This window comes from Paracoccus mangrovi, assembly GCF_042648425.1.
Classification (GTDB): Bacteria; Pseudomonadota; Alphaproteobacteria; order Rhodobacterales; family Rhodobacteraceae; genus Paracoccus; species Paracoccus mangrovi.
Genome location: NZ_JBHRXJ010000005.1, coordinates 121041 through 144321, shown reverse-complemented (window position 1 = coordinate 144321; position 23281 = coordinate 121041). Strand labels below are relative to the sequence as shown.

Below are 23281 nucleotides of genomic sequence, written 5' to 3'. Positions count from 1 at the left end.
GCGTGATAGGGCAGGGCGCGGACGGGATCAACGCGCCTTTCTGAATTGAGGAGAGATTGTGATGGCGCGCGTGGCATTTCTGGGACTTGGGGTGATGGGCTTTCCAATGGCGGGACATCTGGCCGCCGCGGGCCACGAGGTCACCGTCTGGAACCGCACCGCCGCCAAGGCCACGGCATGGGCGCAAAAGCATGGCGGCCGCGCCGCCGCCACCGCCCGCGAGGCCGCCCAAGGGGCCGAATTCGTCATGTGCTGCGTCGGCAATGACGACGATCTGCGCGCGGTCTGTCTTGGCCCGGACGGCGCGTTTGCCGGTATGGAAAAGGGCGCGGTCTTTGTCGATCACACCACGGTTTCGGCCGCCGTGACGCGCGAGCTGGCCTCCATCGCCGGCGATTCCGGTTTCGGTTTCGTCGATGCGCCCGTCTCGGGCGGGCAGGCGGGGGCCGAGAACGGCCAGCTTTCGGTCATGTGCGGAGGCGCGCCCGGCGATTATGCCCGCGCCGAGCCGGTGATCGCCGCCTATGCCAAGATCTGTCGCCTGATGGGCCCGTCCGGGGCCGGACAGCTGACCAAGATGTGCAACCAGATCGCCATTGCCGGTCTGGTTCAGGGCCTGTCGGAATCCCTGCATTTCGCCGAAAAGGCCGGCCTTTCCATCCCCGAGGTGGTCGAGGTGATCAGTCAGGGCGCCGCCGGCAGCTGGCAGATGCAGAACCGCTATCAGACAATGGCCGAGAACCGCTTTGATTTTGGCTTTGCGGTTGATTGGATGCGCAAGGATCTTGGCATCTGTCTGGCGACCGCGAATGAAAACGGCGCGAGCCTGCCGGTCACGGCGCTGGTCGATCAGTTCTATAAAGATGTTCAGGGCATGGGCGGCGGGCGCTGGGACACCTCATCGCTGATCGCGCGGCTTCGGCGCTAAGCGCGCTTGCCAAGGCCGGGCCGGCGCGCTATCAGCCGGCCGGGGGGCGGTTAGCTCAGTTGGTAGAGCGTCTCGTTTACACCGAGAATGTCGGGGGTTCGAGTCCCTCACCGCCCACCATTTTCATCCAAGAAATGCAATAAAATTAAATAGTTGCTTCAAGGGTGGGCTAGGCGCTGTGCCAGTTTTTCCACCGCTCGGAATCGTTGCATTTCTTTGCCTACACGTTAACGCTGTATCCTCCAATCACTCAGGATTTCTACAATGCATGACGTTTTTTCGGCTCGTGTTCAGTATAACGACTTCAAGGGGAGTGTCGCGGCGGATCAAGCCGACGAGATTGCTCTTCTGAAATATCTACAGGATAAAGGGCTGGCCCAAGAGGACGAGATAGTTATCGGTGTCCGCGCGGGGTTCAACGGGAACCACGGAGGGGAAGTTCAGAAACCCAGGATCGTCGTTTATCTTGCCGCGAAGGGGTGGGACCAAGTCAGCCCGAAGAAGGTTCGCGCCATCGATATTGATATGACCACAGCCAAGCTATTTTCATTCTATAAACGCTTCGATCTTGTGATGACGTATAGGGGGGCTGATATGGATGGTGTCGAGGTGGATGGGCCGCATTACGGCTGACCGCCAGAGGCTCCTAATAGGCGGATGGACTCGCATAGCGGGCCTACACATGCTTGAAAAACCTAAGCGGCCACTAGGCGGGCCGCTCCGCGCCTTATGTGATGACCTGTGGTACTTTGCAGGGAAAGGTTCTGCACCGGCTTGAAATTCAGCTTCCACCAATCCGCTACGCAGATCGAGGGCAAAGCGCTGCGAGTGCGCAGCCACTCTATATGAGGGGAATACCTCATCCCCTTCCTTACGCAGCAAGGGAATGTTGTATAATAGATTAGTAAGGCAGAGGGTAAGGTAAAAACCCTCACTTCGTATCCGCTTACCACCAAACCTCCTCTGGGGAGGTTATGAAATCTGCTTGCCGATGCCGCACGAATATGCTGGACGCGATCTTGTGGAAGCGGAGCAAGATACGCCGGGTTCACATACCCCACCTTGCGGCGGGTGGCGTTGAAAGCTGAGGGCAGGCCTTTTTGCTGGTCACTCCAGTTCGGGCCGGCGAGATGCCATCCTGCTGCGCGCAATGGTCCTTGCCGCCCCGTCCAAGGCCCGTTAATCGCGCGGATATGGAAAAGGCCGATATTGTCATTCTGGGTGCGGGCGCTGCCGGGCTGTTTTGCGCGGGATCGATCATGCAGGCGGGTGGGGCCGGGCGCGTTCTGGTTCTGGATCACGCCCGCAAGCCCGGTGAAAAGATCCGCATCTCGGGCGGGGGGCGGTGCAATTTTACCAATCTCGCCACCGCGCCGGATCGTTTCCTGTCGCATAATCCGCGCTTTTGCGCCTCGGCACTGGCGGGGTTTCGCGCGGCCGATTTCCTGGCCATGGTTGATCGGGCCGGGATCGCCTGGCATGAAAAAACCTTGGGGCAGCTGTTCTGTGATGGCTCGGCCCAACAGATCATCGATATGCTCTTGAGCCGGATGGACGGCGCCGAATTGCGGCTGAAAACCTCGGTCGACGGGGTTGTGCGCGAGGATTCGGGGTTTGTCGTCGCAACCTCGGCCGGGCCGGTTCAGGCGCGGCAGGTCGTGGTCGCGACCGGTGGCAAATCGATTCCCAAAATGGGCGCGACCGGCATCGGTTATGACATCGCTGCAGGCTTTGGTCTGCCCGTGATCGCGCCGCGTGCGGGGCTGGTGCCGCTGACCTTTGCAGAACAGGAACTGGATCGTTGCCGCCCGCTTGCCGGCGTCTCTGTCGAGGCCGAGGTCAGTCACGTCCATGGGAAACGCCGCACCCGCTTTCGCGACGGTCTGTTGTTCACCCATCGCGGCATTTCAGGGCCGGCCATCCTGCAAATTTCGAGCTTCTGGAAGCCGGGCGAGGAAATCACCATCGACATGGTCCCCGATGTAGACATTGCGCAGGCCCTGCGCGATCAACGCGGACAGGCGGGCCGGATCGCCCCGGCAACGGCGCTTGGACGCTGGTTACCGGGACGGCTTGCCGAGGCAGTGGCGGCCGATTGCGGCCTGACCGGTGCCAGACTTGCCGATCAGGGGAACGCCGCGCTGCTGACTTTGGGGCAGCGTGTCAATCGCTGGACATTGCGGCCGGTCGGATCCGAGGGCTGGCGCACCGCCGAAGTCACCATCGGCGGCGTCGACACCACGGCGCTTGATTCGCGCAGCATGGCGGCGCGAAGTGTACCGGGGCTGTATTTCATCGGCGAAGCTGTCGATGTGACCGGCTGGCTTGGCGGTTATAATTTCCAATGGGCCTGGGCTTCGGCCCATGCCGCGGCCCGGGCCGTTGTGTCATCCGCCAAAACCTGATCACCCGGCAGTTCGCGTTCAGCCCATGACCGGGTCGGATTTCGCCAGTTCGTCGAACCGCATCAGCGATGCGACCAAAGCCGGCATCTGGTCCAGATAGACCATGTTCGGCCCGTCCGAGGGGGCGTTATCGGGATCCTGATGGGTTTCGATAAAGACGCCTGCGACCCCGATGGAGGCCGCCGCACGCGCCATGACCGGGGCAAATTCGCGCTGTCCGCCAGATGAGCCGCCCTGACCGCCGGGCTGCTGCACCGAATGGGTCGCATCCATGATGATCGGCCAGCCGGTGCGGGCCATGATCGGCAGGCTGCGCATGTCGGCCACCAGCGTGTTATAGCCGAAACTGGCCCCCCGCTCGGTCAGAAGGATGCGGTCATTGCCGGTCGATGCAACCTTGTCGGCAACATTGGGCATGTCCCAGGGGGCCAGAAACTGGCCCTTCTTGATATTGACGACCGCACCCGTTTCACCGGCGGCCAATAAAAGGTCGGTCTGGCGCGACAGGAAAGCCGGGATCTGGATGATATCGACCACGGCACCGGCGGCTCGGGCCTGATCGATATCATGGATATCGGTCAGAACCGGACATCCGAAGCGGTTGCGCACCTCTTCCAGCATGCGCAGCCCCTCTTCCATGCCGATGCCGCGCCGACCTTTCAGCGAGGTTCGGTTTGCCTTGTCGTAGCTTGCCTTGAACACATAGCCCGCGCCCGCGGCCTGACAGGCCCCGAGCATGGTTTTGGCAATCATCAGCGCGTGATCCAGTGTTTCCAGCTGACAGGGGCCGGCAATAACCGTCAGCGGCAGGTCATTGCCAAAGGTGACGTTTCCGGCTTGCACATGTTTCATGAAGATACCTGTTCGCGAAGGATCGAGGCGGTCAAAGACAGCATCAGGTAAATACCCGAAAAGATCAGAAACGCCACGATCGTGTTCTGGATGGCCTTGGGATAGGTCGCCTCGTCCGGCGCCACGGGTGCCACCGACAGCGACAGATAACGAACCTGCTTGTTCGCCTCGATCCGCGCGACTTCCATCTGCGCTGCGGCGGCGGCCAGCAGTTCCTGTCGGGTCAGCAGGTCGGATTCCGCGATCCGGATTTCCCCCGAGATAGCAGCAAGCGAGCCGCGCGCCTCATTGCCTTCGGTCAACTGGCTGCGGGTCTGGGCCAGCATCTCTTGCAGGCGGCCGATATCGCCCTTGACCCCGGCAACGCGGCTTTGGTTCGGACGCGTATTGGCCTCAAGCTGGCCAAGTTCCAGACGCTTTTCAGATAGCTGGCGCTCAAGCTCGGCGATCTGGCCCATGACCACGCCGCCTTCGGCCACCGGATCCAGAACGCCAAGTTTCTGTTGCAGTTCCTGAACCCGTTGCTGCGCGTCGATCACCTTTTTCTCGGCCTGCTCGTAGCTTGCCACCGATCCTTGCATCTGATCCTCGCGCAGCCGCGCGGTCATCTGGTCGACCTGGCCTTCGGCATATTTGATCAGCGCAAGCGAGAATTGCTGCGACAGGTCCGGATTGGGGGCGATCACCTCCATATTGACCACGCCTTCGGTCGGGTCATAGCCGATCTTGACTAGATTTCTGTAGAGCTTGTAGGCCTCTTCGTTGGAGGCATCTGCGGGCAGGCGCAGCCATGGATCGATATCCATGCCCTGAAACGCCTGCTTGAAGCCCAGTTCCTTGTCGAGCCGCAGCATCGCGTCGCGTGAGGTCAGGTAGCTTTGCACCGAAACGGAATCGGGATTGGTCGCCAGTTGGGTGCCGCTGAACAGCCCGCCTATCCCGCCACTGCTGGCCTTTTCGGCCTGCTGGATCTGAAACTGCGATATGGTCGCGTAAAGTGGGGTTGCAACGGCAATATAATACCACGCCATGATGATCGTGGGGATCCCGACAAGCACGGCAAGCCGGGCGGCCAGCATCGTCAGTTTGCGCCGACGGCGACGGGCGATATCCTGTTGAATGCGGATGATTTCGGCGGCGCGGCGGTCCTCGGTCAATGCCTCGCGCGAGGGCAGCTTGGTCGAGCCCGGGGGCACGGGCATGATTTCGGTGCCGCGTTTGCGGCGCGCGGGCGGGGTATCGCGGCGGGCCGGCACGGGCATCGTGTTGGCCCCCGACGCGCTCGCGCTGGCCGCCTGGGCGCGCGCGCCCTCTTCCGAGAGGATCTTGCCGACGGCCGCGCGATGGAAGGGGTCGATCCCCCGATCCCGCAGCGCGATCACGGCCTCATGATCGGTGGCCACATCGATTTCATGCATGGCCGCGATGCGGCGGGCCATGCGCAGCTGCCGGTCGGTCAGGTTCTCGGCCCGGACGGCGGCGATGCGTTCGGCCATCGCGGGATCGGGCGCTGCGGCGCCGGCATCGGCCGGATTTGCACCGCCCTTGGCCGCGGGGGCGGCACCGGGAAAGCGCATGTCGCCAAAGCCATCGTCATTGGCGCCGGCCGAAAACAGGTCATGCGGCGGGGTGTCCGGCCTTGGGGTGGCGGCGGGTTGTTGGGTATTACGCTTGTGCACTTCGATCTGAACCCTTCGTGCCGTTTCGACCGCACTGGAATCACCGCGGCTGGCCGCCAGCACCGATTCCTCGCGACTGATGCGATAGGCGCGGGCCTTAGGCGGTGTAGTCATAATATTGCTTAGCCTCTTCCAGGGTTTCGAACTGATAGAGCTTGCCATCCCGCAGAACGGCCGCGCTGTTGCAGAATTTTTCGATGGTCTGGGCCTGATGCGACACCACCACCACGGTGGCCGATTTCAGCCGGTCATAGAGCACCGAGCCGGCCTTGCGATTGAACTCGGCATCGGTGGTGGTCGGCATGCCCTCGTCGATAAGATATACGTCGAATTCCAGCGCCAGAAGCAGCGAGAAGGTAAAGCGCGAGCGCATGCCCGCGCTGTAAGTGCCGACAGGCATGTCAAAATATTCGCCGATATCGATCAGCCAGCGGCAGAAGGCCTCGACATAATCGGGGTCCAGCCCGTAGACGCGGTCGATGAAGCGCGCATTTTCATTGGCGCTGAGTGTCGAGCTGATCCCGCCCATGAAACCCAGTGGAAAGGACACCCGGCAATCGGTGCGGATGGTGCCGTCATCCGGCTTTTCCAGCCCGCACATCATGTTGATGATCGTGGTCTTGCCGGTGCCGTTCGGCGCCAGGATGCCGACCGATCGCCCCAGTTCGATCCGGAACGACGCACGGTCAAGGATCACCTTGCGCTGGGTGCCGGTCCAGAACGATTTTGAGACATCGTCGAATTCGATCATCGGTCCGCCAAAGCCCCCGCGAAATCCGGCAGGGATAATAAGATAATGCAACAGCCGCCACCGGCATGGTCCGCCGCAGCATGGGGCACATTATGCCCGGGCCGCCGCACTGTCCACCATGGCCATATAATCCTTTATATCTTGTGAAGAACCCCTTTGCGGGATGCGAATGCGGTCCTATCTGCTGGCGATGACCCTGGTTCATGAGATCGAGGCCTGCCGGCTTTGCGCCGCGCGCTTTGCCGCCACGGCGACCGCGCATCACCCCCGTCCGGTGGTCTGGTTCCGGCCGGGGGCGCGGATCCTCATTGCCGGACAGGCCCCGGGCATGCGCGTGCATGTGGCGGGCCGGCCCTTTGCCGACCGCTCCGGCGACAGGCTGCGCGACTGGATGGGGGTGGACGAGGCCACATTCTATGATCGCGAGCGCATGGCGATCGTGCCCATGGCGTTCTGTTTTCCGGGCTATGACGGCAAAGGGGCCGACCTGCCGCCGCCGCCGATTTGCGCGCGGACATGGCGGGCGCGGGTGATGGCGGAACTGGCGCCGCGGCTGATCCTGCTGGTCGGCGGTCATGCGCAGCGCTGGCATCTGGGGAAGGCGTCCGGGGCCGGGGTCACCGCGAGGGTGCGCGCCTGGCGGGACAATGCGCCGCGAATCTTTCCCTTGCCTCATCCGTCCTGGCGCAATACCGGCTGGCTGCGGCGCAATCCCTGGTTCGAAGCCGAGCTTCTGCCAGAGCTTCGCGCCACCGTTGCCGCAGTCCTGAGAGGCCCCGATGACCCCGCTTGATGAGCTTTGCCAGATCCCCTTTCACCAGGCCGATGCGGCCGCCCGCGCAAGAATCCTGTCGCAGCTGGCCGATACCGAGCTTTTCGCCGCCCTGACCGCCGATCCAGTGGGCGATCAGGCAGAATTGCAAAGCTTTGCCGTGGATGAAGGGCGTTTCGCGTTGGCATGTGACCGCGAGGATCGGTTGGCCGGGTTCATTGGCGGTCCGGTCGCCCATCTGGCGCTGCCCGGGCGCGTGCTGGCGGATGCGCTCGCACAAGAGGGGCAGGGGCTGTTGATCAATCCCGGTGAGGTATCGGAACTGATGCTGGATGCGGCCATGCTGGGCTGGCTGGCCCGGGCGCTGGCCGCGCGGCCGAGCCTTGGCGCCGCTGAAACGGCGCGGCGTCTTTCGGCGCCCGGTGCGGATGCGGTGTCGGTCCTTGCCGCGCCGCTGGCGCAGCGTCTGGGCGACATGGTCGGGTTGGTCGGTCAGATCGGGCTAGTCGCGGCGGAATGGGCTGAAGGTCGCCACGGACATATGCTGATCCTGCGCGATGTCGATCCCGCCCATGAGGATGCCGTGGCCAAGGCACTGGCGGAACTCATGGCTTTCCTGCCGGAACTGCCTGGGGGTGTCGACATCGCCTTTTCGGCGCGCGCCTTGCCTGGTCAGGCGCTGATCATCGAGCCGCCGCCGCCAAAGCCCGCAGCGCCCGTCGCGCGCCGCGATCCCAAGGCGCCGCCGCGATTGCGGTGATCGACGCCATTCGTCAACCTGCGCGGTTGCGACCCCAGAGTCGGTTAGCCCAGAGGGGCAAACGAAAACCATGCCAACGAAAAGACCCGCCCTTGCAGGGCGGGTCTTTTCGTGTCGGGTACGTCTGTGCCCGTGGCCTTGATGGATCAGGCGCCCCAGTGACGGATCGGGCCGCAATCCATATGCACGAAATTCGAACGCGAATATTTCCCGACGCCACCGGCATTGCAGGCGGCCGCAGCCTTGTACATCTGCGAGACCGAGCGCGACTTGAGCCGCAGGTCCGCAGCCTTGCCCACCATATGTAGCGAATTGCGCGCCACGCCGCGCGACCGCGACCGCAGCATCGCATTGGTCTTGGGCGAGCGATAGCCCGACAGCATCATATAAGGTTCATTGGTTTGCAGCAGCCGGTGCGAGGCGGCGGCGATGTCGATCGTGCGCGGGTCGATGCCGATGGCCTGACCGGTACGCCAGTCGCGCATGAAGACGTTGATTTCATTCAGCGCGTCACGGATATATTTGCCCTCGACCCAATAGACGGTGTCGATGCTTTCGCCCGTACGTCCCGAATACATGCGAATCCGCCGGATGTCGCCGGCACCCCGCAAAAGACCGAAGGCATTGGCCATAACCGGCGCTGCTGCCACCGTCGTCGCCGCGAAGGCACCCAGGATGCCCCGTCGCGAGAAAGTTTCAAAGGTCATGTCAGATCGCCTGTCCTGCGTCGTTGTTTATGTCGCCCGTTTCAGCGACTGTCCCGGTTTATCCGAAACTGATTAAGAATATGTCACCAGCCCGTGTCGGGATGAAAGCGTTTCGTTCCGGGCATGGCGAAGTTTTGCTAAACTAGGCGGAAACCCGCCGATTGCGATGACGATTCGGAACGCAACTTCAGGTTTTTCAGGTTCCGTGGTGCCCGCGCATCAGCTTGACAAGAATGAACTTGCCTTCGCTGGACGAAAATTATGCGAAATGCGAAGAAACATGGACAGGACTCGCTGGAATTTTTGGTGAAAGTTGGAACGTTGATTCGCGCATTGGTTGTAGTGCTCGGGCTGTCCGCCGTGACGCCGCATGCCCTGGCCCAAGGTCTGGATGCGGCCTCGGTGGCGGTGCTTCCCGCGCCCCGGATTGCCTTTTCCGAACAGGAAATGGCGTTGGCGCGTGCTGTCGTGCGCGAACCCGGTTTGGCGGATTTCTATGGCTCGAACGGGCTCAGGCCGATTTTTCTGGGCGCGGATGGCGCCCGCCGCCGCGCCGCCTTGATCGAGGCGCTGGGGCAGGCGCCGTCGCATGGCCTGCCGCCCGCGCGCTATGGTCAGCTGGATTTGCAGCGGATCGACGACAGGTTGCGCAGCGCCGCCCCAGAGGCCGCGCCCGAAACCGCGCCCGCCGATATCCCGGCCCGGATCGCCGACGAATTGCAGTTCGGACAGGCCTTCGCGCGCTGGACCCATGATGTGAGCGGCGGCATTCTTGACCCCCGCAAGGTCGAATCCGGCATCAAGCGTGTCGTCAACCGGCCACCGACCGGCGAGGTGATGCGGGATTTTGCGCAAAGCGGCGATCCGGCCGCGGTGCTGGCGCGGTTGCCGCTACAGGATGCGCGCTACGAATCCCTGCGCAAGGCGCTGATCCGGTCCTCGGGGCTGATCGCGCCCCAGGGCGTGCCCAAGGTGCCCGAAGGCCTGTGGCGTCCGGGCGTCAGCGATGCGGCGGTGGCGACGCTTCGGGTCCGGCTGGCCTCGATCGGTTTTGCGGCCGTGCCCAGCGCCAGCCCGACCACCTTTGACCAGCCCCTGGCCGACGCCGTCGCCGGATTTCAGCAGGCGGCCGGCCTGCCCGCGGATGGCGTGGCCGGGCCGCGCACGGTCGCGCGCCTCAATCAGGGCACAAGCGCCTCGGCGGATGCCATTCTGGTCGCGCTCGAACGCATGCGCTGGATGGCGGGTCACGACCTCAATGCGCGCCATGTCTGGGTCAATCTGCCCGAATACAATGCCCGCATCATGGAAAACGGCCGCGAGGTCTTTGAGACGCGCACCGTCATCGGCAAGGCGAACCAGGAATTCGAAACCCCGGAATTCACCGAAAACATGCAGTTTCTGGTGGTCAATCCGCGCTGGAACGTGCCGCGCTCGATCACGGTCAAGGAATACCTGCCGCGCCTTCAGGCCAATCGCAATGCCGTCGGCCATCTGGACGTCGTCGACAGCGCCGGCCGGGTCATCGGCCGCGACCGCGTCGATTTTCGCAAATATACGGCGGCGAATTTCCCCTATCGCATGCGCCAGAAGCCCAGCGATGACAATGCGCTTGGCGTGGTCAAGTTCATGTTCCCGAACCCCTGGAACATCTATCTGCATGACACGCCCACCAAGCACCTCTTCAACAACGAGACGCGGGCCTATTCGCATGGCTGCATCCGCATCGGCCGGCCCATCGATCTGGCGCATGAATTGCTGCGTCCACAGCTGGACGATCCCGAGGCGGTCTTTGCCAAGGCGCTGGCCTCGGGGCGTGAGACCTATCTGAACCTGCGCCCGCCGGTGCCGGTGCATCTGGTCTATTTCACCGCTTTTCCCGACGATGAGGGCCGGATTCACCGCTATCCCGACATCTATGGCCGTGATGCGCTGGTCCGGGCGGCGCTGGCAAAGGCCGGCTTGCAATAAAGGCCGGACTGGATTCTGGCGCTGCGGATGAATAGATGATGCCCAAAGAAAGGGTGTCGCATGAAACTGACCATTGCCGAACTTGCCCAGGCGCTGGACGCCCGTCTTTGGGGCGATGGCAATCTGATCGTCACCGGCGCGGCCGAGGCGGGGCAGGCCGGGGCGGACCAGATCGCGCTTGCGACATCCGCCGCCTATACCGAGCGTCTGACGCCCGGCGGCATGGCGATCCTGGCCGAGGGGACCGATCCCGATGCCCTTGGCCTCAGGGCGGCGATTTTGGTGGCGCGCCCGCGTCTGGCGATGGCGGCGCTGACCCGCAGCTTTGATCCCGGCCCGGCCATTTCTCCCGGCATTCATCCCAGCGCCGTCATCGATCCCTCGGCGGAACTGCCCGAGGATGCGGCCATCGGGCCCTTTGTGGTCATCGGTGCGCGGGTGCGCATCGGGCAGGGCGCGCGCATCGCGTCCCATGTCTCGATAGGCGCGGACACGGTGATCGGTCGCGATGCGCTGATCCATCCCGGCGCGCGCATCGCCCATGGCGTGCGCATCGGCGACCGCGTGATCGTGCATTCGGGCGCGGTGGTCGGCGGCGACGGGTTTTCCTTTGTCACCCCCGAAAAATCCGGCGTCGAGGAAATCCGCGAAACCCTTGGCGCACGCAAGGATATCCGCGCCCAGCACTGGATCCGCATCCATTCGCTGGGCGGGGTCGAGCTGGGCGACGATGTCGAGGTCGGCGCCAATGCCACCATCGACCGGGGCACCATCCGCGCCACCCGTATCGGGCGCGGCACCAAGATCGACAGTCAGGTCCAGATCGGCCACAATGTCGTCGTCGGCGAGGATTGTCTGTTATGCGGGCTGGCCGGGATCGCCGGATCCTCGCGGATCGGCAATCGTGTCGTGCTGGGCGGTCAGGTCGGGGTGTCGGACAATATCTTTGTCGGCGATGATGTGATCGCGGGCGGCGCCACCAAGATCTTTACCAATGCCCCCGCCGGTCGGGTGCTGCTGGGCAGTCCCGCCGTAAAGATGGAAACCCATGTCGAGGCGCAAAAAAACATTCGCCGCCTGCCGCGCCTTTATGCCCAGGTGGCAGAGCTTCGCGAAACTGTTAAGAAACTGATGGAAAAGAACGACCGGGGCTGAGGCTCCGGCCAAATTTTTCCCCGTGGCCATGGCGCGGGAACGAACGGAGACAGATATGACGGAAATCCGCGACCGCATCATCCAGATCGTGGCTGAGCAGGCCATGCTGGATCCTGCCGAACTGAAACTGGACATGTCGCCGCAGGATCTGGGCATCGACAGCCTGGGACTGGTCGAATCGATCTTTGCCATCGAGGAAGAATTCGACATCTCGGTGCCGTTCAACGCTAATGAACCCGAAAAATCCGATTTCGACATCTCAAGCCTGGGCGCGATTGTCGCGGCGGTCGAAAAACTGGTCGCGGAAAAGGTATGAGCGCCAAGAAAACCCGGGGCGAGAAGCCCGCCAAATCCGAGCGCAAGCCCGGCAAGGTCAAGGGCAAGGTCAAAAGCGCGACCAAGATGGCCCGCACCATGCTGGGCCGTGTCATCATGGGGCGCCACGCCAATGGCATGCGCCGCGTCGCCATCACCGGCATGGGCACGATCAATGCGCTGGGGCGTGATGTGCCCTCGACGCTTGAGGCGATGCGCGAGGGGCGCTGCGGCATCGGGGAACTGGATTTCCGTGATGTCGACCGGCTGGCGATCAGGATCGGCGGCCAGGTCCGCGACTGGGACCCCGAAACCTATTTCAACCGGCAGCAGATCGTCCTTTATGACAAGTTCACCCAGTTCACGCTTTTGGCCGCCCGCGAGGCGGTCGAACAGTCGGGGCTGGTCTTCGAGGGTGAGCTTGGCCTGCGGTCGGGAGTGGTGCTGGGCACCGCCGCCGGCGGCATGAACACCTGGGACGAAAATTACCGCACCGTTTATGAAGAGGGGAAGAACCGCGTTCACCCCTTTGTCGTGCCGCGGCTGATGAACAATGCCGCGACCTCGCATGTCAGCCTTGAATACGGGCTTCTGGGGCCAAGTTTCACGGTGGCCACGGCCTGCGCGAGTTCCAACCATGCGATGGGCATGGCTTTCAACATGGTGCGCTCGGGCGCGGCGACGGTGATGTTGACCGGTGGCTCCGAGGCGATGCTGTGCTTTGGCGGCATCAAGGCCTGGGAAGGGCTTCGGGTCATGTCCAAGGATGCCTGCCGGCCGTTTTCGGCCACGCGCAACGGCATGGTGCAGGGCGAGGGCGCGGGCGTCTTTGTCTTTGAGGACTGGGAGCACGCGGTCGCGCGCGGCGCCGATATTCTGGCCGAGGTCGTGGGCTTTTCGATGTCGGCCGATGCGCAGGACATCGTCATGCCATCGGCTATCGGTGCCGAGCGCACCATCACCGGGGCCATGCTCGACGCGCATATGAACCCCGATGAGATCGGCTATATCAACGCCCATGGCACCGGCACGGCCGCCAATGACAAGACCGAATGCGCCGCCGTGGCCCATGCCTTTGGTCATCATGCCGACCGGCTGATGATGTCTTCGACCAAGTCCATGCATGGGCATCTGATTGGAGGCACCGGCGCGGTCGAGCTTTTGGCCTGTATCATGGCGCTGCGCGATGGTGTGATCGCGCCGACCATCGGCTATGAAGAGCCCGATCCCGAATGCGCGCTGGATGTGGTTCCGAATGAGGCGCGCGAGGCGCGGGTCGAGGCGGTGCTCTCGAACGCCTTTGCCTTTGGCGGGCTGAACGCGGTGCTGGCGCTGCGCAGGGCGTGAGGCCTGTTCCGGGGCTCTGCCCCGGACCCCGGGATATTCTCATGAAGAAGAAGCGGTAAGATCCTGTCGCCGTTTGCTTTCCATTGCAGAGGGGCTAAGGTCGCGGCGTTGCGACGGGGGCGGGATATGGGCGATACGGGCATTTCCGTCGATGCGCAGGCGAGGCGCGGGCTCTGGGTCGGGCTTGGCTGGATGGCGCTGAGCATGGGATCCTTTATCGGCATGTCCATCGGGTCGCGCGAGCTGGCGGCGAATCTGTCGATCCGGCAGGTGCTGTTTTTTCGGGCGCTGGTGGGGCTTTTCGTGATCGCGCTGTTCATGCGCAGTCTTTGGCCGGAAATTCGCCAGATGCGGCAGTTCCGGTTGCAGCTGATCCGGAACACGGTCCATTTCACCGCACAGTATTTCTGGACCATCGGGGTGGTGCTCATGCCGCTGGCCTCGGTTTTCGCGCTGGAATTCACCATGCCGGTCTGGGTGGCGTTTTTTGCCTGGGCGATCCTGCATGAGCGACCGACGCGCGCGCGGCTTTTGGCGGTGCTGGGGGGATTCTTGGGCGTTCTGGTCATCGTCCGTCCCGGGACCGGCATTGTCGATCCGGCGGCGGGGTTGGTTCTGATCGCGGCCATGGGCTATGGGCTGTCTCTGGTGCTGGTCAAGCTGTTGACGCGGCAGAATTCGCCCGGTGTCATCGTGGCCTGGATGATCCTGATCCAGTTGCCGCTGGGGTTGGTGGCGGCGCTGACGGATTGGCGGCCGGTGCATATCGCCGATCTGCCCTGGATGATCCTTGCCGGGGCAGGGGCGTTGAGCGCGCATTACTGCATGGCGCAGGCTTTGCGCCGGCTGGATGCTTCGGTCGCGATACCGGTCGATTTCCTGCGGGTGCCGCTGGCCGCTATCGTGGGCTATCTGTTTTATCACGAGGCGATCGACATCTGGGTCTTTGCCGGGGCGGCGATTATCCTGTTTTCGAACTTGCGGGCACTGCGCGCGGAACGGGTACGCTGAATCTGCGGGGCTTTTCACGCCCGCCGCGATGACCTATCTGCGATAGGAAAGCGCAAGGAAGGGCACCCATGGCCAAGATCACCTATATCGAGCATAACGGCACCATCCACGAAATCGACGTCAAGCCCGGCATGACGGTGATGGAGGGCGCGCGCGACAATGGCGTGCCCGGCATCGACGCGGATTGCGGCGGGGCCTGCGCCTGTTCGACCTGTCATGTCTATGTCGCGCCGGATTGGGTCGACCGGCTGCCGCCGCGCGACCCGATGGAGGAGGACATGCTGGATTTTGCCTATCAGCCCGATCCCGCGCGCTCGCGCCTGACCTGTCAGATCAAGGTGACGCCCGAACTGGACGGGTTGGTGGTGAACCTGCCCGAGCGTCAGGTCTAGGCCAAAGCCGATCCCCGCGCCGGTCGTTCAGGCCGGTTGCGGGACCGGCCGGTTGGCGCGGACCAGATTGCGAAGAAATTCGGTAAAGATGTTTTCGGCCAGCGCAATGGTCGAACGGTCGTCATGTTCGAACCACGGATCGGTATTGCGGGTCAGGAACATCATGTTCCCGCCCTTGACCAGGCAATGCAGCATCATGGTCGATATCTCGATATCGGTATCCGCGGACAGAATGCCCAGCCGCTGCATCTCGGTTAGCTTGCGGCGATAAAGATCGCGCATCGAGACCGTGAAGCGATAGAGCGTGCTTTCCGGCGTGATCTCGCCATTGAGGCCGTCCACGACCAGCCGGAACAGCGTCGGATTGTTTTCGGCCCAGCACAGATAGCCGTGGCCAATAGCCCGAAGCTGTTTCAGCGGGTCAGAGCTGTTGGCGTTGATCACGCTTTGACGCACCGCATCGTTGAGCAGGGTGACGGCGTGATAGAGCAGCGCCTCGTGAAGCTGTCTGTCCGAGCGGAAGATATTGCCGATATCCGTCTCGTCGATCCCGCTAAGCTGGGAAAGCTGCGCCGGTATGCTTGGCAATTCCCCGGTTTCGTCCAGAGCCTTCTGGGCGGCGAAAATCAGGTTCTGATAGACATTGCCCCGGCTTTCCATGAGCCGCTCCTGCAGGTTCTCTGCGTCCGAATGTATCAGACTTCCGCCATTGCGGAAGCCTGTATCGTAAAAATATCAAGCATCCGCACGGGCTTGCCGCTTGCGCTCATGCGGATCGAGATAGCGCTTGCGCAGCCGGATATTCTTGGGGGTGACCTCGACCAGCTCGTCATCGTCGATATAGGCGATGGCCTCTTCAAGGCTCATGCGGACCGGCGGGGTCAGGCGCACGGCCTCATCCGTGCCCGAGGCGCGGACGTTGGTCAGCTTTTTGCCCTTGAGCGGGTTCACCTCAAGGTCGTTGTCGCGCGAATGCTCGCCGATCACCATGCCCTGATAGACCTGTTCCTGGGCGCCGATGAACATCTTGCCGCGCTCTTCGAGGTTCCAGAGCGCATAGGCCACCGAAACGCCATCCTCCATCGAGATCAGCACGCCCTGACGGCGACCCTGGATCGGGCCTTTATAGGGCGCCCAGCTGTGGAAGATGCGGTTCAGAACGCCATTGCCGCGCGTGTCGGTCATGAACTCGCCCTGATAGCCGATCAGCCCGCGCGAGGGGACATGCGCGACGATGCGGGTCTTGCCATGGCCGGCGGGCTTCATCTCGACCAGATCGCCCTTGCGGTTGCCGGTCAGCTTGTCGATCACGGCGCCGGTATATTCGTCATCGACATCGATGATCGCTTCCTCGATCGGCTCGTGACGGACGCCGTCGATGTCGCGGAAAATCACCCGCGGGCGCGAGATCGAAAGCTCGAACCCTTCGCGGCGCATGTTTTCGATCAGCACGCCCATCTGCAATTCGCCGCGCCCCGAGACCACGAAAGCATCGCCGCCGGGTGTATCCTCGACCTTGATGGCGACGTTGGTTTCGGCCTCTTTCATCAGGCGTTCGCGAATCACGCGCGATTGCACCTTGTTGCCGTCGCGACCGGCCAGCGGGCTGTCATTGATGCCAAAGGTCACGCTGATCGTCGGCGGATCGATGGGCTGCGCGGGCAGGGCGGTTTCCACCTCGGGGGCGCAGAGCGTGTCGGCCACGGTCGCCTTGGACATGCCGGCGATGGTGACGATATCGCCCGCAACGGCCTCGTCGATGGGCTGTTGGGTCAGGCCGCGAAAGGCCAGAACCTTGCTGATGCGGAACTGTTCGATCCGCTCGCCGTCGCGCGCCAGCGCCTTGATCGTGTCGCCGGCCTTTGCGCGCCCGGCCTCGACCCGGCCGGTCAGGATGCGGCCGATAAAGGGGTCGCTGCCCAGCGTCGTGGCCAGCATCTGAAACGGCTCGTCCTGGCGGGCGATCTGTTTGGGCGGCTCGACATGGCGCAGCACCATATCGAAAAGCGCCGACATGTCCTTGCGCGGACCGTCCAGTGTCTCATCCGCCCAGCCGCCGATGCCGGATGCGTAAAGATGAGGGAAATCAAGCTGTTCGTCGCTGGCGCCCAGATTGGCGAAAAGGTCGAACACCTCGTTCAGGGCGTTGTCGGGATCGGCCGCGGGCTTGTCGACCTTGTTGAGCACGACAATCGGGCGCAGCCCGAGCGCGAGCGCCTTCGAGGTGACGAACTTGGTCTGCGGCATGGGACCTTCCGCCGCATCGACCAACAGGCAGACACCGTCCACCATCGACAGGATGCGCTCGACCTCGCCGCCGAAATCGGCATGGCCGGGGGTGTCGACGATATTGATCCGGGTGCCTTTCCATTCGACCGAGGTCGCCTTGGCAAGAATGGTGATGCCGCGTTCGCGTTCGATGTCGTTGCTGTCCATGGCGCGTTCGGCCACGGCCTGGTTTTCGCGGAAACTGCCGGATTGTTTCAGCAGTTGGTCGACCAGCGTGGTCTTGCCGTGGTCAACGTGAGCGATGATCGCGATATTGCGAATGTCCATGGGGGCGGGCCTTTTTCAGAAGTCGCGCCCCCGTACCGCAGAGGGGCGCGAAAGGCCAGCGGCAATTGCAGCCAGCGCTCAGCGCAGGCCAAGCATGCTGAGGATGAACAAAACCACAACCACAAGGCCGACCAGATAGATAATCGAATTCATTGCATTTCCTTCCTGTTCACCCGGATCGGGAGCGATTTCCCCCGATTTGCGGGCCGTCCATCAGGAAACTCATTGAACTGGTTGTGGTTCCACGCCCTTTCCGCACGATGGCGGCAGGATCAGCGCCGGCGATCCGCCAGCGATTCGATCAGCGGGCGGATCCCCGTCAGATCGTAGCCCGCATCCGCGGCCGTGCTCAACAGATCCTCGGCCGGCTCGGTCCCGGCGCGGGTCAGCGCCCAAAGCACGGTCGAGCGGTTGCCGGATCGGCAATAGGCCACCTTGGGGCCGGGGCCGGCCAGCGCCTCGGCTTGCGCCGCGATCATGTCGGGCGTGATCTGGCCCGGGGTAAAGGGAATATAGTAATAGCGCAGGCCTGCGGCCTCGGCCGCGGCGCGCATGGCGTCGTGATCGTGATCGGCGCCGACCTCGTCATCGGGACGGTTGTTGATCAGCACGCGGAAACCGGCTTCGGCCAGGGCCGGCACCTCTTCGGGCAGGATATGAGGCGAAACCGCGAGGTCCGGGGTCAATTGGCGCAGGTCCATGGCGTCTCCTTGGGTCATCTTTCGTCCGGCATGCGGCGGACAGGTTTTCGACGGATCAGCGCGTTTCTGGGCGCGCTGTCAAGCCGGCAAACCGCCGGACTCAGATCGCGGCGACCTCCTCGACCAACAGCGGCAATTGCGCGAAATCGTCGAAAGATGCGCGATGCAACAGGTCTTCCGGTGCGGTTTTGCGATAGCCGCGCAGAAACAGCAGCATCGGCACCCCAAGATTGCGCGCGGTTTCGACATCGAATTCGCTGTCCCCGACAAAGATCCCGCGCGGTGCGGCGGGATCCGCGCCAAGGGCGGCAAAAGCCGCGCGCAGCGGCGCGGGATCGGGCTTTTTCTGCGGCAGGGAATCGCCGCCGATGACGGTGCCGAAAAGCTGGCCGATGCCGAAATGTTCCAGAACCGTGTGCGTCGGCCCCAGCGGCTTGTTCGTGCAGATGCCCAAGGGATAGCCACGATCGGATAAAATCCCCAAAGTTTCAAGTACATGCGGGTAAAGCCGCGTCAGGGCCGTCGCCTGATGATAGCGGGTCATGAACGAGGCGACGAGGTCGCGATGTGCCTCGACCGGCAGTCCCGTCGCCGCGATCACCCGCCGCCACAACAGATCGACGCCACCGCCGATAAAACTGCGCACCTGATCCAGCGTCAGCGGCCGGGTGCCGTTCATGCGCAGCACGGTGTTCACGCAGGCATGGATATCCGGGGCGCTGTCGATCAGCGTGCCGTCAAGATCGAACACCACGGGGCGGGGGGCAAAGCAAACGTTCATTCAGGCCTTCCATTTGATCGAACATCCCATCGAGGGAATCTGCTCGCGCGGACCCTGCCCGGTTTCGGCGATCTGCACCATAGCTTCGTACAATTCGCGTCGCGCATCCGCAGCGCCCGCGCTGCGCCCGGACGCGTCCAGCCGGCCGCGATACTGCAATTCGCCGTTTGCATTGTAGCCAAAGAAATCCGGGGTGCATTCGGCGCCATAGGCCCGCGCGACTGTCTGGGTTTCGTCGTAAAGATAGGGAAAGGTGAAGCCGTGCCGGGCCGCCTCGATTTTCATCTGCGCCGGCGCATCCTGCGGATATTCGGCGATGTCATTGGCCGAAATCGCCACAACGCCAATGCCATGCTTTTGCAGATCCGCCGCGTCGCGCCGGATGCGATCAGCGATGGCCTGCACATAGGGACAGTGATTGCAGATGAACATGACCAATGTGCCACGCGCGCCAGCAATCTCGTCTAGGCGATGCATGCGGCCAGCAGGATCAGGAAGTGCGAAATCGGGCATCGTGGCGCCAAAGTCGCAAACCGGTGGGCTGACCGCCATCCTGTGATCCTTTTTCAGCATATTGTCGAAAGCGCGTCGAGCGTCGCTGTTGGGCAATCTATGGCGGGTCCGTACCGGGTGCAATATTTATATTACATAATACGGATTATCAATATATCATGCTTACCCGTGCCGAGATGTAGCAAGACAGCACGGGCAAGCCCCGACATGCTGTATATGTGAAGCATTGCGCCGCATGCATCCTGATCATGCGGCCTACCCGCCATCATGCGGCCTACCCCGAGCAAGGATGATATAAGAACATGGCCGGTCACTCGCATGCTGGGCTCGCGCCCGAAACCGATGCTGTCCTGTCAGCCTTCATCGTGCCAGGTTGTTTCGCGCTGTTTAGTCAGCCAGAACAAAGCCGATCACCCGCCCTCGCAACAGCACTGCTCAGGTCGCGATGCTTGACGCATAACTCGCGCGCCCGTGCTTGATCGTGAGGCCGCAGCATATCGAAACCATGCCGTGAAGAACCGCTTCGCCGATCTTAACAGGTGGCGACAACCTTGGCATCGAGAAGCATATCTGCCCCATTGGCCATGTAATCGGCTGTCTCACGAATGTGCTGGGGACGCATCTCTGCCCCCCGGCGGTGACGGACCCAAGAGCAGAGTCCGTCCCCCCGATCTTTATCGCGGATCATACATAGTTGAACACACCGGCCAGAAGCACCTCGTCACCAAAGCCGAGGTCGATCAAGGTCCCCGCATGGTTCACCGAGGCGACATAATCACGATCGCCAAAGTCCAGAATGTCGGTTCCGACGTCGAAGCCGGTCACCGTATCCTGTCCCGAACCGTGCAGAAAGATCAGCGTGTCTGCATCGCCGTCACCCGCCGCGTTCATCGCCCACCAGTCGCCATTCGTTGCAATCAGATCATTGCCCGCGCCGCCGGTGATGGTATCCCTGCCCTCGCCGCCCTCAAGGGTGTCGTGGCCCGAACTGCCGATCAGCACATCGCTGCCCCAGCGGGTGTTGGCGTGAAAACCGATATGATCGGTTACCCTTGCGGCGCTGCCATCGACCGTGTCGTTGCCGTTATGGGTCCAAAGCAGTTCCATCCCCTGATAGCGTGCATTCGCGCTATCCCCCGTGTCGCCAAGCGCGACCAATGCCCGCCCCGAAATGGCGCCATCAGCCCGGGTTCCGGTCACGGTCAGGGTCACCCCCTCCCACGCGTTGCGATCACCGCCGCGCCACGCCCAGGCGTTGAAGACATCGTTGCCTTCGCCGCCATAGACCAGATCCTCACCCGGATCGAGCCAGTCGGCCCCGCCCCGGCCCCAGCGGAAATTGTCGTCGCCTTCGCCCATATAGACCGTATCATTGCCGCCACCGGCATTCACCAGATCGGTCCCGGCGCCGGCCCGGATGATATTGTTGCCCGTGCCCGGGTCGATCAGGTCATCATAGGCGGAACCGACGATGTCATCGTTCCCGTCCCCGGTGAAAACTGAAATGCCGCGCCAGCCGTCAAAGGCCTGCGCCTTTCCGGCGCGCACGATATCGTTTCCATCCGTGCCGTGAACGCGTTCGATATCCGAAAAATTGATCCGGGCGCCGTTGCAAAGGGCATATCCGTCGTTCCAGCTGGTCAGCACGATCTTGGCGCTGATCCCATCCAGAACGATATGGTCCCCGGAGGAAGGCGCGCCAAGCCGGTCGTTATAGGCTTCATAAATATTCGGATCGAATGCGCGCCCTGCCCCGATGGCCATCGGAAAGCCGGCACCGGCCTCCCAATAGACGACCTCGGCCGTGACCGGAGCAAGGATTTGCGCGCCAAGAACGGGCTCAGCAATCTGGATCTTCTGCACTTCCATGGTTTTCCCACCAGTTCCGAAACGTCATACAGGAATGCGGCCCGTGATCGCCTTTCCCCGGATTTCACCGGGATCGAGACGGATGCCGTCATTTCCGAAATGTCATAGCGGGCGGAAGTTAATATCCAGTGTAGGTAGAAAATTTTCACTAAATACCCGCCTGAGGCGAGGCATGACGAGGGCATAAACCGGAACGGCCATTACGGGCTGCGGGCCATCAAAAAGGATCGCAGACGGAATATTTTCCGATCAAAATCAATATTTCTGAAACATAAATGGCATATTTTCATATGCTTGCGCGAAATCAAATGTTGTCCGGGAATATGGTGCTCCAAGCTGATCATTCTCGCCCTGCGAGCTGCCATATTTCCAAGCGGTGGGAAAATACCTCGCCCCGATGCGGCCGCAAACCATTTGCGCCCGCGCTGTCCCGACTGATACGCCCCAAATCAAAAGGCTTGCGCCGGGATAACTTTCCCGGCGCAAGCCATTCTCTGGATGCGTTCAGATGGTCGCCGGCACATGGCTCGCATCCGATACGCCGAAATTTCAGCGCCGATCATCCGGGTCGTCGGACCAATCCTCGGCGGGATCCCAATCCTGCGGATGCGCCTTGTCACGGTTGCGCCACGCCCTCAGGCGCGAGGCCAGCGTGATCCCCACCGCAAAGGCACCCAAAAGCGGCGCGATGGTTGCCGTGGGGGCACGCAAATCTGCGCCCTGGTCATCGCGGCGCGGCGCGCCCCGCAACGCATCCTCGGCCTGCCGCGCGGCGCGATAGGCCTGCGACTCGGCCCGGTCGGCATAGCGATCGGCCCGATAGGCCAGGTCATCCGTGGCCGAACGGGCCTTTTGCCCGGCCAGCCCCATCAGCCGGCTGGCCTTGCCGGTCGCGCGCTCGACCACTTGATCGGCGGCGCCGCTGACCCGGGCGATGGCGGCATCGGCCATGCCGCTGACCTGGGCCTCGACCTCGGTCTTCAGCTCGTCGGGCGTGGGCAGCGGGTGGCGTTCATTGCGGGCAAGAAGCAAAAGAATCAGCCCGATGGCCACGAATCCCGAACCAATCGCCAGCGACGCCCCCAGCGCACCCCAGCCCAGATGATGGGCCAGCCATGTCCATAGCGCCGCCAGCAGAAAGCCCAGACCGATCAGCAGGAATACCCCCGCCCCCGCGGTCAGACCGGCACGGCGCAGCTTGTCCCCAAGGGCAAGCTGCATATTCCTGGCATAGGCGAACATTCAGGACCTCAGCGGCGCGCGATGATCAGACCCAAGAGAAAGCCCACGCCGGCGGCAATGCCAAGGGCCTGTGCAGGATTGCGGCGCACCATGCCCGAAACCTCGTCGTAATATTCCTCGGCATGCGCGGCGACTTCGCCGGCGCCGCGCTTGCCTTCGCGATAGATGCGGCGGGCCTCGTCGCGGGCTCTTTCACCATATTCATGCCCACGTTCGCGCATGGTTTCGGTATATTCCTGGCCGCGCTGGCGGGCCGCATCGACGAATTCGGCGCCTTTCTCGCGGACCGTGTCGTAAAGCTCGGCGCCTTTGTCGCGCATGGCGGCGGCGGTCTGCTGTGCATCCTCGGCGGCGCGGCGCGCGTGGCGGCCAACCTCATCGGCGGCGTCCCGGGCCTGGGCTTTCAGTTCATCGGCGGTCACATCGGATTTTGCCATGATCATCCCTTTCGCAAGGTGTTAACTGCATTCGCGGATAAAACTGCCCAAGCCCGCGTTTCGTTCCATAGCATGTGCCCCGCAAAGGATCATCGGGACAGCCGGGAACGCGTCAAAGCAAGCGCGATCCCCACGCA

Annotated in this window: 23 protein-coding genes and 1 tRNA gene; 12 read left to right on the top strand and 12 right to left on the bottom strand. The window is 62.7% G+C overall.

Translation table 11 applies throughout. The features are described 5' to 3' along the window. The first annotated feature begins 61 nt into the window (after positions 1 to 61). The 4 genes from ACFOMH_RS09215 to ACFOMH_RS09200 all read left to right on the top strand — a co-directional run bounded on the left by ACFOMH_RS09215 (position 62) and on the right by ACFOMH_RS09200 (position 3333). Positions 62 to 928 (top strand): NAD(P)-dependent oxidoreductase, encoded by an 867-nt coding sequence (locus ACFOMH_RS09215; protein ID WP_377744072.1) that lies wholly within the window; start codon positions 62 to 64, stop codon positions 926 to 928. Positions 929 to 972: 44 nt separating this feature from the next. Then, positions 973 to 1048: transfer RNA gene (locus tag ACFOMH_RS09210), tRNA-Val, on the top strand. A gap of 144 nt (positions 1049 to 1192) precedes the next feature. Beyond that, positions 1193 to 1561, top strand: a complete 369-nt coding sequence (locus ACFOMH_RS09205) for a hypothetical protein (protein ID WP_377744070.1) — start codon at positions 1193 to 1195, stop codon at positions 1559 to 1561. Between the two features lie 560 nt (positions 1562 to 2121). Continuing rightward, the gene (locus ACFOMH_RS09200) at positions 2122 to 3333 is read left to right on the top strand and encodes a BaiN/RdsA family NAD(P)/FAD-dependent oxidoreductase (protein ID WP_377744069.1); all 1212 of its coding nucleotides are present in this window, start codon (positions 2122 to 2124) and stop codon (positions 3331 to 3333) included. An 18-nt stretch (positions 3334 to 3351) separates the two neighbouring features. Here the strand turns inward: ACFOMH_RS09200 and kdsA are convergent, their stop codons facing one another. From kdsA to ACFOMH_RS09185, 3 genes are read right to left on the bottom strand one after another with little or no spacing between them, the layout of a single operon-like run. Then, positions 3352 to 4185: a 3-deoxy-8-phosphooctulonate synthase gene (kdsA, locus tag ACFOMH_RS09195; RefSeq protein ID WP_374425395.1), complete on the bottom strand. Its 834-nt coding sequence runs from the start codon at positions 4183 to 4185 to the stop codon at positions 3352 to 3354. Next, positions 4182 to 5978: a capsule biosynthesis protein gene (locus ACFOMH_RS09190; RefSeq protein WP_374425396.1), complete on the bottom strand. Its 1797-nt coding sequence runs from the start codon at positions 5976 to 5978 to the stop codon at positions 4182 to 4184. The genes kdsA and ACFOMH_RS09190 overlap by 4 nt, the downstream gene beginning before the upstream one ends. Then, positions 5962 to 6615 (bottom strand): ABC transporter ATP-binding protein, encoded by a 654-nt coding sequence (locus ACFOMH_RS09185; protein ID WP_377744068.1) that lies wholly within the window; start codon positions 6613 to 6615, stop codon positions 5962 to 5964. The genes ACFOMH_RS09190 and ACFOMH_RS09185 overlap by 17 nt, the downstream gene beginning before the upstream one ends. 169 nt (positions 6616 to 6784) lie before the next feature. Between ACFOMH_RS09185 and ACFOMH_RS09180 the strand changes: the two genes are divergently transcribed. Together ACFOMH_RS09180 and ACFOMH_RS09175 are read left to right on the top strand one after the other, a co-directional pair. Continuing rightward, entirely contained in the window at positions 6785 to 7408 is a 624-nt protein-coding gene (locus ACFOMH_RS09180; protein WP_377744066.1) for a uracil-DNA glycosylase family protein, read from the top strand. Continuing rightward, complete coding sequence (locus ACFOMH_RS09175; RefSeq protein ID WP_377744065.1) at positions 7395 to 8147, top strand: SseB family protein; 753 nt, start codon at positions 7395 to 7397, stop codon at positions 8145 to 8147. Before ACFOMH_RS09180 ends, ACFOMH_RS09175 begins: the two co-directional genes overlap by 14 nt. A gap of 146 nt (positions 8148 to 8293) precedes the next feature. Here the strand turns inward: ACFOMH_RS09175 and ACFOMH_RS09170 are convergent, their stop codons facing one another. Next, complete coding sequence (locus tag ACFOMH_RS09170) at positions 8294 to 8854, bottom strand: YcbK family protein (protein ID WP_374425400.1); 561 nt, start codon at positions 8852 to 8854, stop codon at positions 8294 to 8296. A 360-nt stretch (positions 8855 to 9214) separates the two neighbouring features. On the opposite strand from ACFOMH_RS09170, the gene ACFOMH_RS09165 reads away from it, so the two are divergent. The 6 genes from ACFOMH_RS09165 (at position 9215) to ACFOMH_RS09140 (ending at position 15045) form a co-directional block, all read left to right on the top strand. Beyond that, entirely contained in the window at positions 9215 to 10825 is a 1611-nt protein-coding gene (locus tag ACFOMH_RS09165; protein WP_377744063.1) for a L,D-transpeptidase family protein, read from the top strand. Between the two features lie 60 nt (positions 10826 to 10885). Further along, positions 10886 to 11980, top strand: coding sequence for a UDP-3-O-(3-hydroxymyristoyl)glucosamine N-acyltransferase (gene lpxD / locus ACFOMH_RS09160; protein WP_374425402.1), 1095 nt, complete (start codon positions 10886 to 10888; stop codon positions 11978 to 11980). 55 nt (positions 11981 to 12035) lie between these two features. Beyond that, a complete protein-coding gene (locus tag ACFOMH_RS09155; RefSeq protein ID WP_374425403.1) occupies positions 12036 to 12296 on the top strand; it encodes an acyl carrier protein in 261 nt (86 codons plus the stop codon). A 137-nt stretch (positions 12297 to 12433) separates the two neighbouring features. Continuing rightward, positions 12434 to 13642 carry a beta-ketoacyl-[acyl-carrier-protein] synthase family protein gene (locus tag ACFOMH_RS09150; RefSeq protein ID WP_374425422.1) on the top strand — a complete coding sequence of 403 codons (1209 nt, stop codon included), beginning with the start codon at positions 12434 to 12436 and terminating at the stop codon, positions 13640 to 13642. 126 nt (positions 13643 to 13768) lie between these two features. After that, positions 13769 to 14653: a DMT family transporter gene (locus ACFOMH_RS09145; RefSeq protein WP_377744060.1), complete on the top strand. Its 885-nt coding sequence runs from the start codon at positions 13769 to 13771 to the stop codon at positions 14651 to 14653. Between the two features lie 68 nt (positions 14654 to 14721). Beyond that, positions 14722 to 15045 carry a 2Fe-2S iron-sulfur cluster-binding protein gene (locus ACFOMH_RS09140; protein ID WP_377744058.1) on the top strand — a complete coding sequence of 108 codons (324 nt, stop codon included), beginning with the start codon at positions 14722 to 14724 and terminating at the stop codon, positions 15043 to 15045. Positions 15046 to 15072: 27 nt separating this feature from the next. Here ACFOMH_RS09140 and ACFOMH_RS09135 read toward each other — a convergent pair whose 3' ends face one another. The 8 genes from ACFOMH_RS09135 to ACFOMH_RS09100 form a co-directional block, all read right to left on the bottom strand. Beyond that, on the bottom strand, positions 15073 to 15705 hold the full coding sequence (locus ACFOMH_RS09135) for a hypothetical protein (protein WP_377744057.1): 633 nt from the start codon (positions 15703 to 15705) through the stop codon (positions 15073 to 15075). Between the two features lie 75 nt (positions 15706 to 15780). After that, positions 15781 to 17601, bottom strand: coding sequence for a translational GTPase TypA (gene typA, locus ACFOMH_RS09130; RefSeq protein ID WP_374425407.1), 1821 nt, complete (start codon positions 17599 to 17601; stop codon positions 15781 to 15783). Positions 17602 to 17873: 272 nt separating this feature from the next. Continuing rightward, the gene (locus tag ACFOMH_RS09125) at positions 17874 to 18302 is read right to left on the bottom strand and encodes a TIGR01244 family sulfur transferase (RefSeq protein ID WP_377744055.1); all 429 of its coding nucleotides are present in this window, start codon (positions 18300 to 18302) and stop codon (positions 17874 to 17876) included. Between the two features lie 100 nt (positions 18303 to 18402). After that, a complete protein-coding gene (gene gph, locus ACFOMH_RS09120) occupies positions 18403 to 19083 on the bottom strand; it encodes a phosphoglycolate phosphatase (protein ID WP_377744053.1) in 681 nt (226 codons plus the stop codon). Next, the gene (locus ACFOMH_RS09115) at positions 19084 to 19635 is read right to left on the bottom strand and encodes a thioredoxin family protein (RefSeq protein ID WP_377744051.1); all 552 of its coding nucleotides are present in this window, start codon (positions 19633 to 19635) and stop codon (positions 19084 to 19086) included. A 645-nt stretch (positions 19636 to 20280) separates the two neighbouring features. Continuing rightward, entirely contained in the window at positions 20281 to 21465 is a 1185-nt protein-coding gene (locus tag ACFOMH_RS09110; RefSeq protein WP_377744050.1) for a calcium-binding protein, read from the bottom strand. Between the two features lie 549 nt (positions 21466 to 22014). Beyond that, positions 22015 to 22686 carry a phage holin family protein gene (locus tag ACFOMH_RS09105; RefSeq protein ID WP_377744049.1) on the bottom strand — a complete coding sequence of 224 codons (672 nt, stop codon included), beginning with the start codon at positions 22684 to 22686 and terminating at the stop codon, positions 22015 to 22017. Positions 22687 to 22715: 29 nt separating this feature from the next. Further along, entirely contained in the window at positions 22716 to 23144 is a 429-nt protein-coding gene (locus ACFOMH_RS09100; RefSeq protein ID WP_377744047.1) for a DUF883 family protein, read from the bottom strand. Positions 23145 to 23281 lie beyond the last annotated feature (137 nt).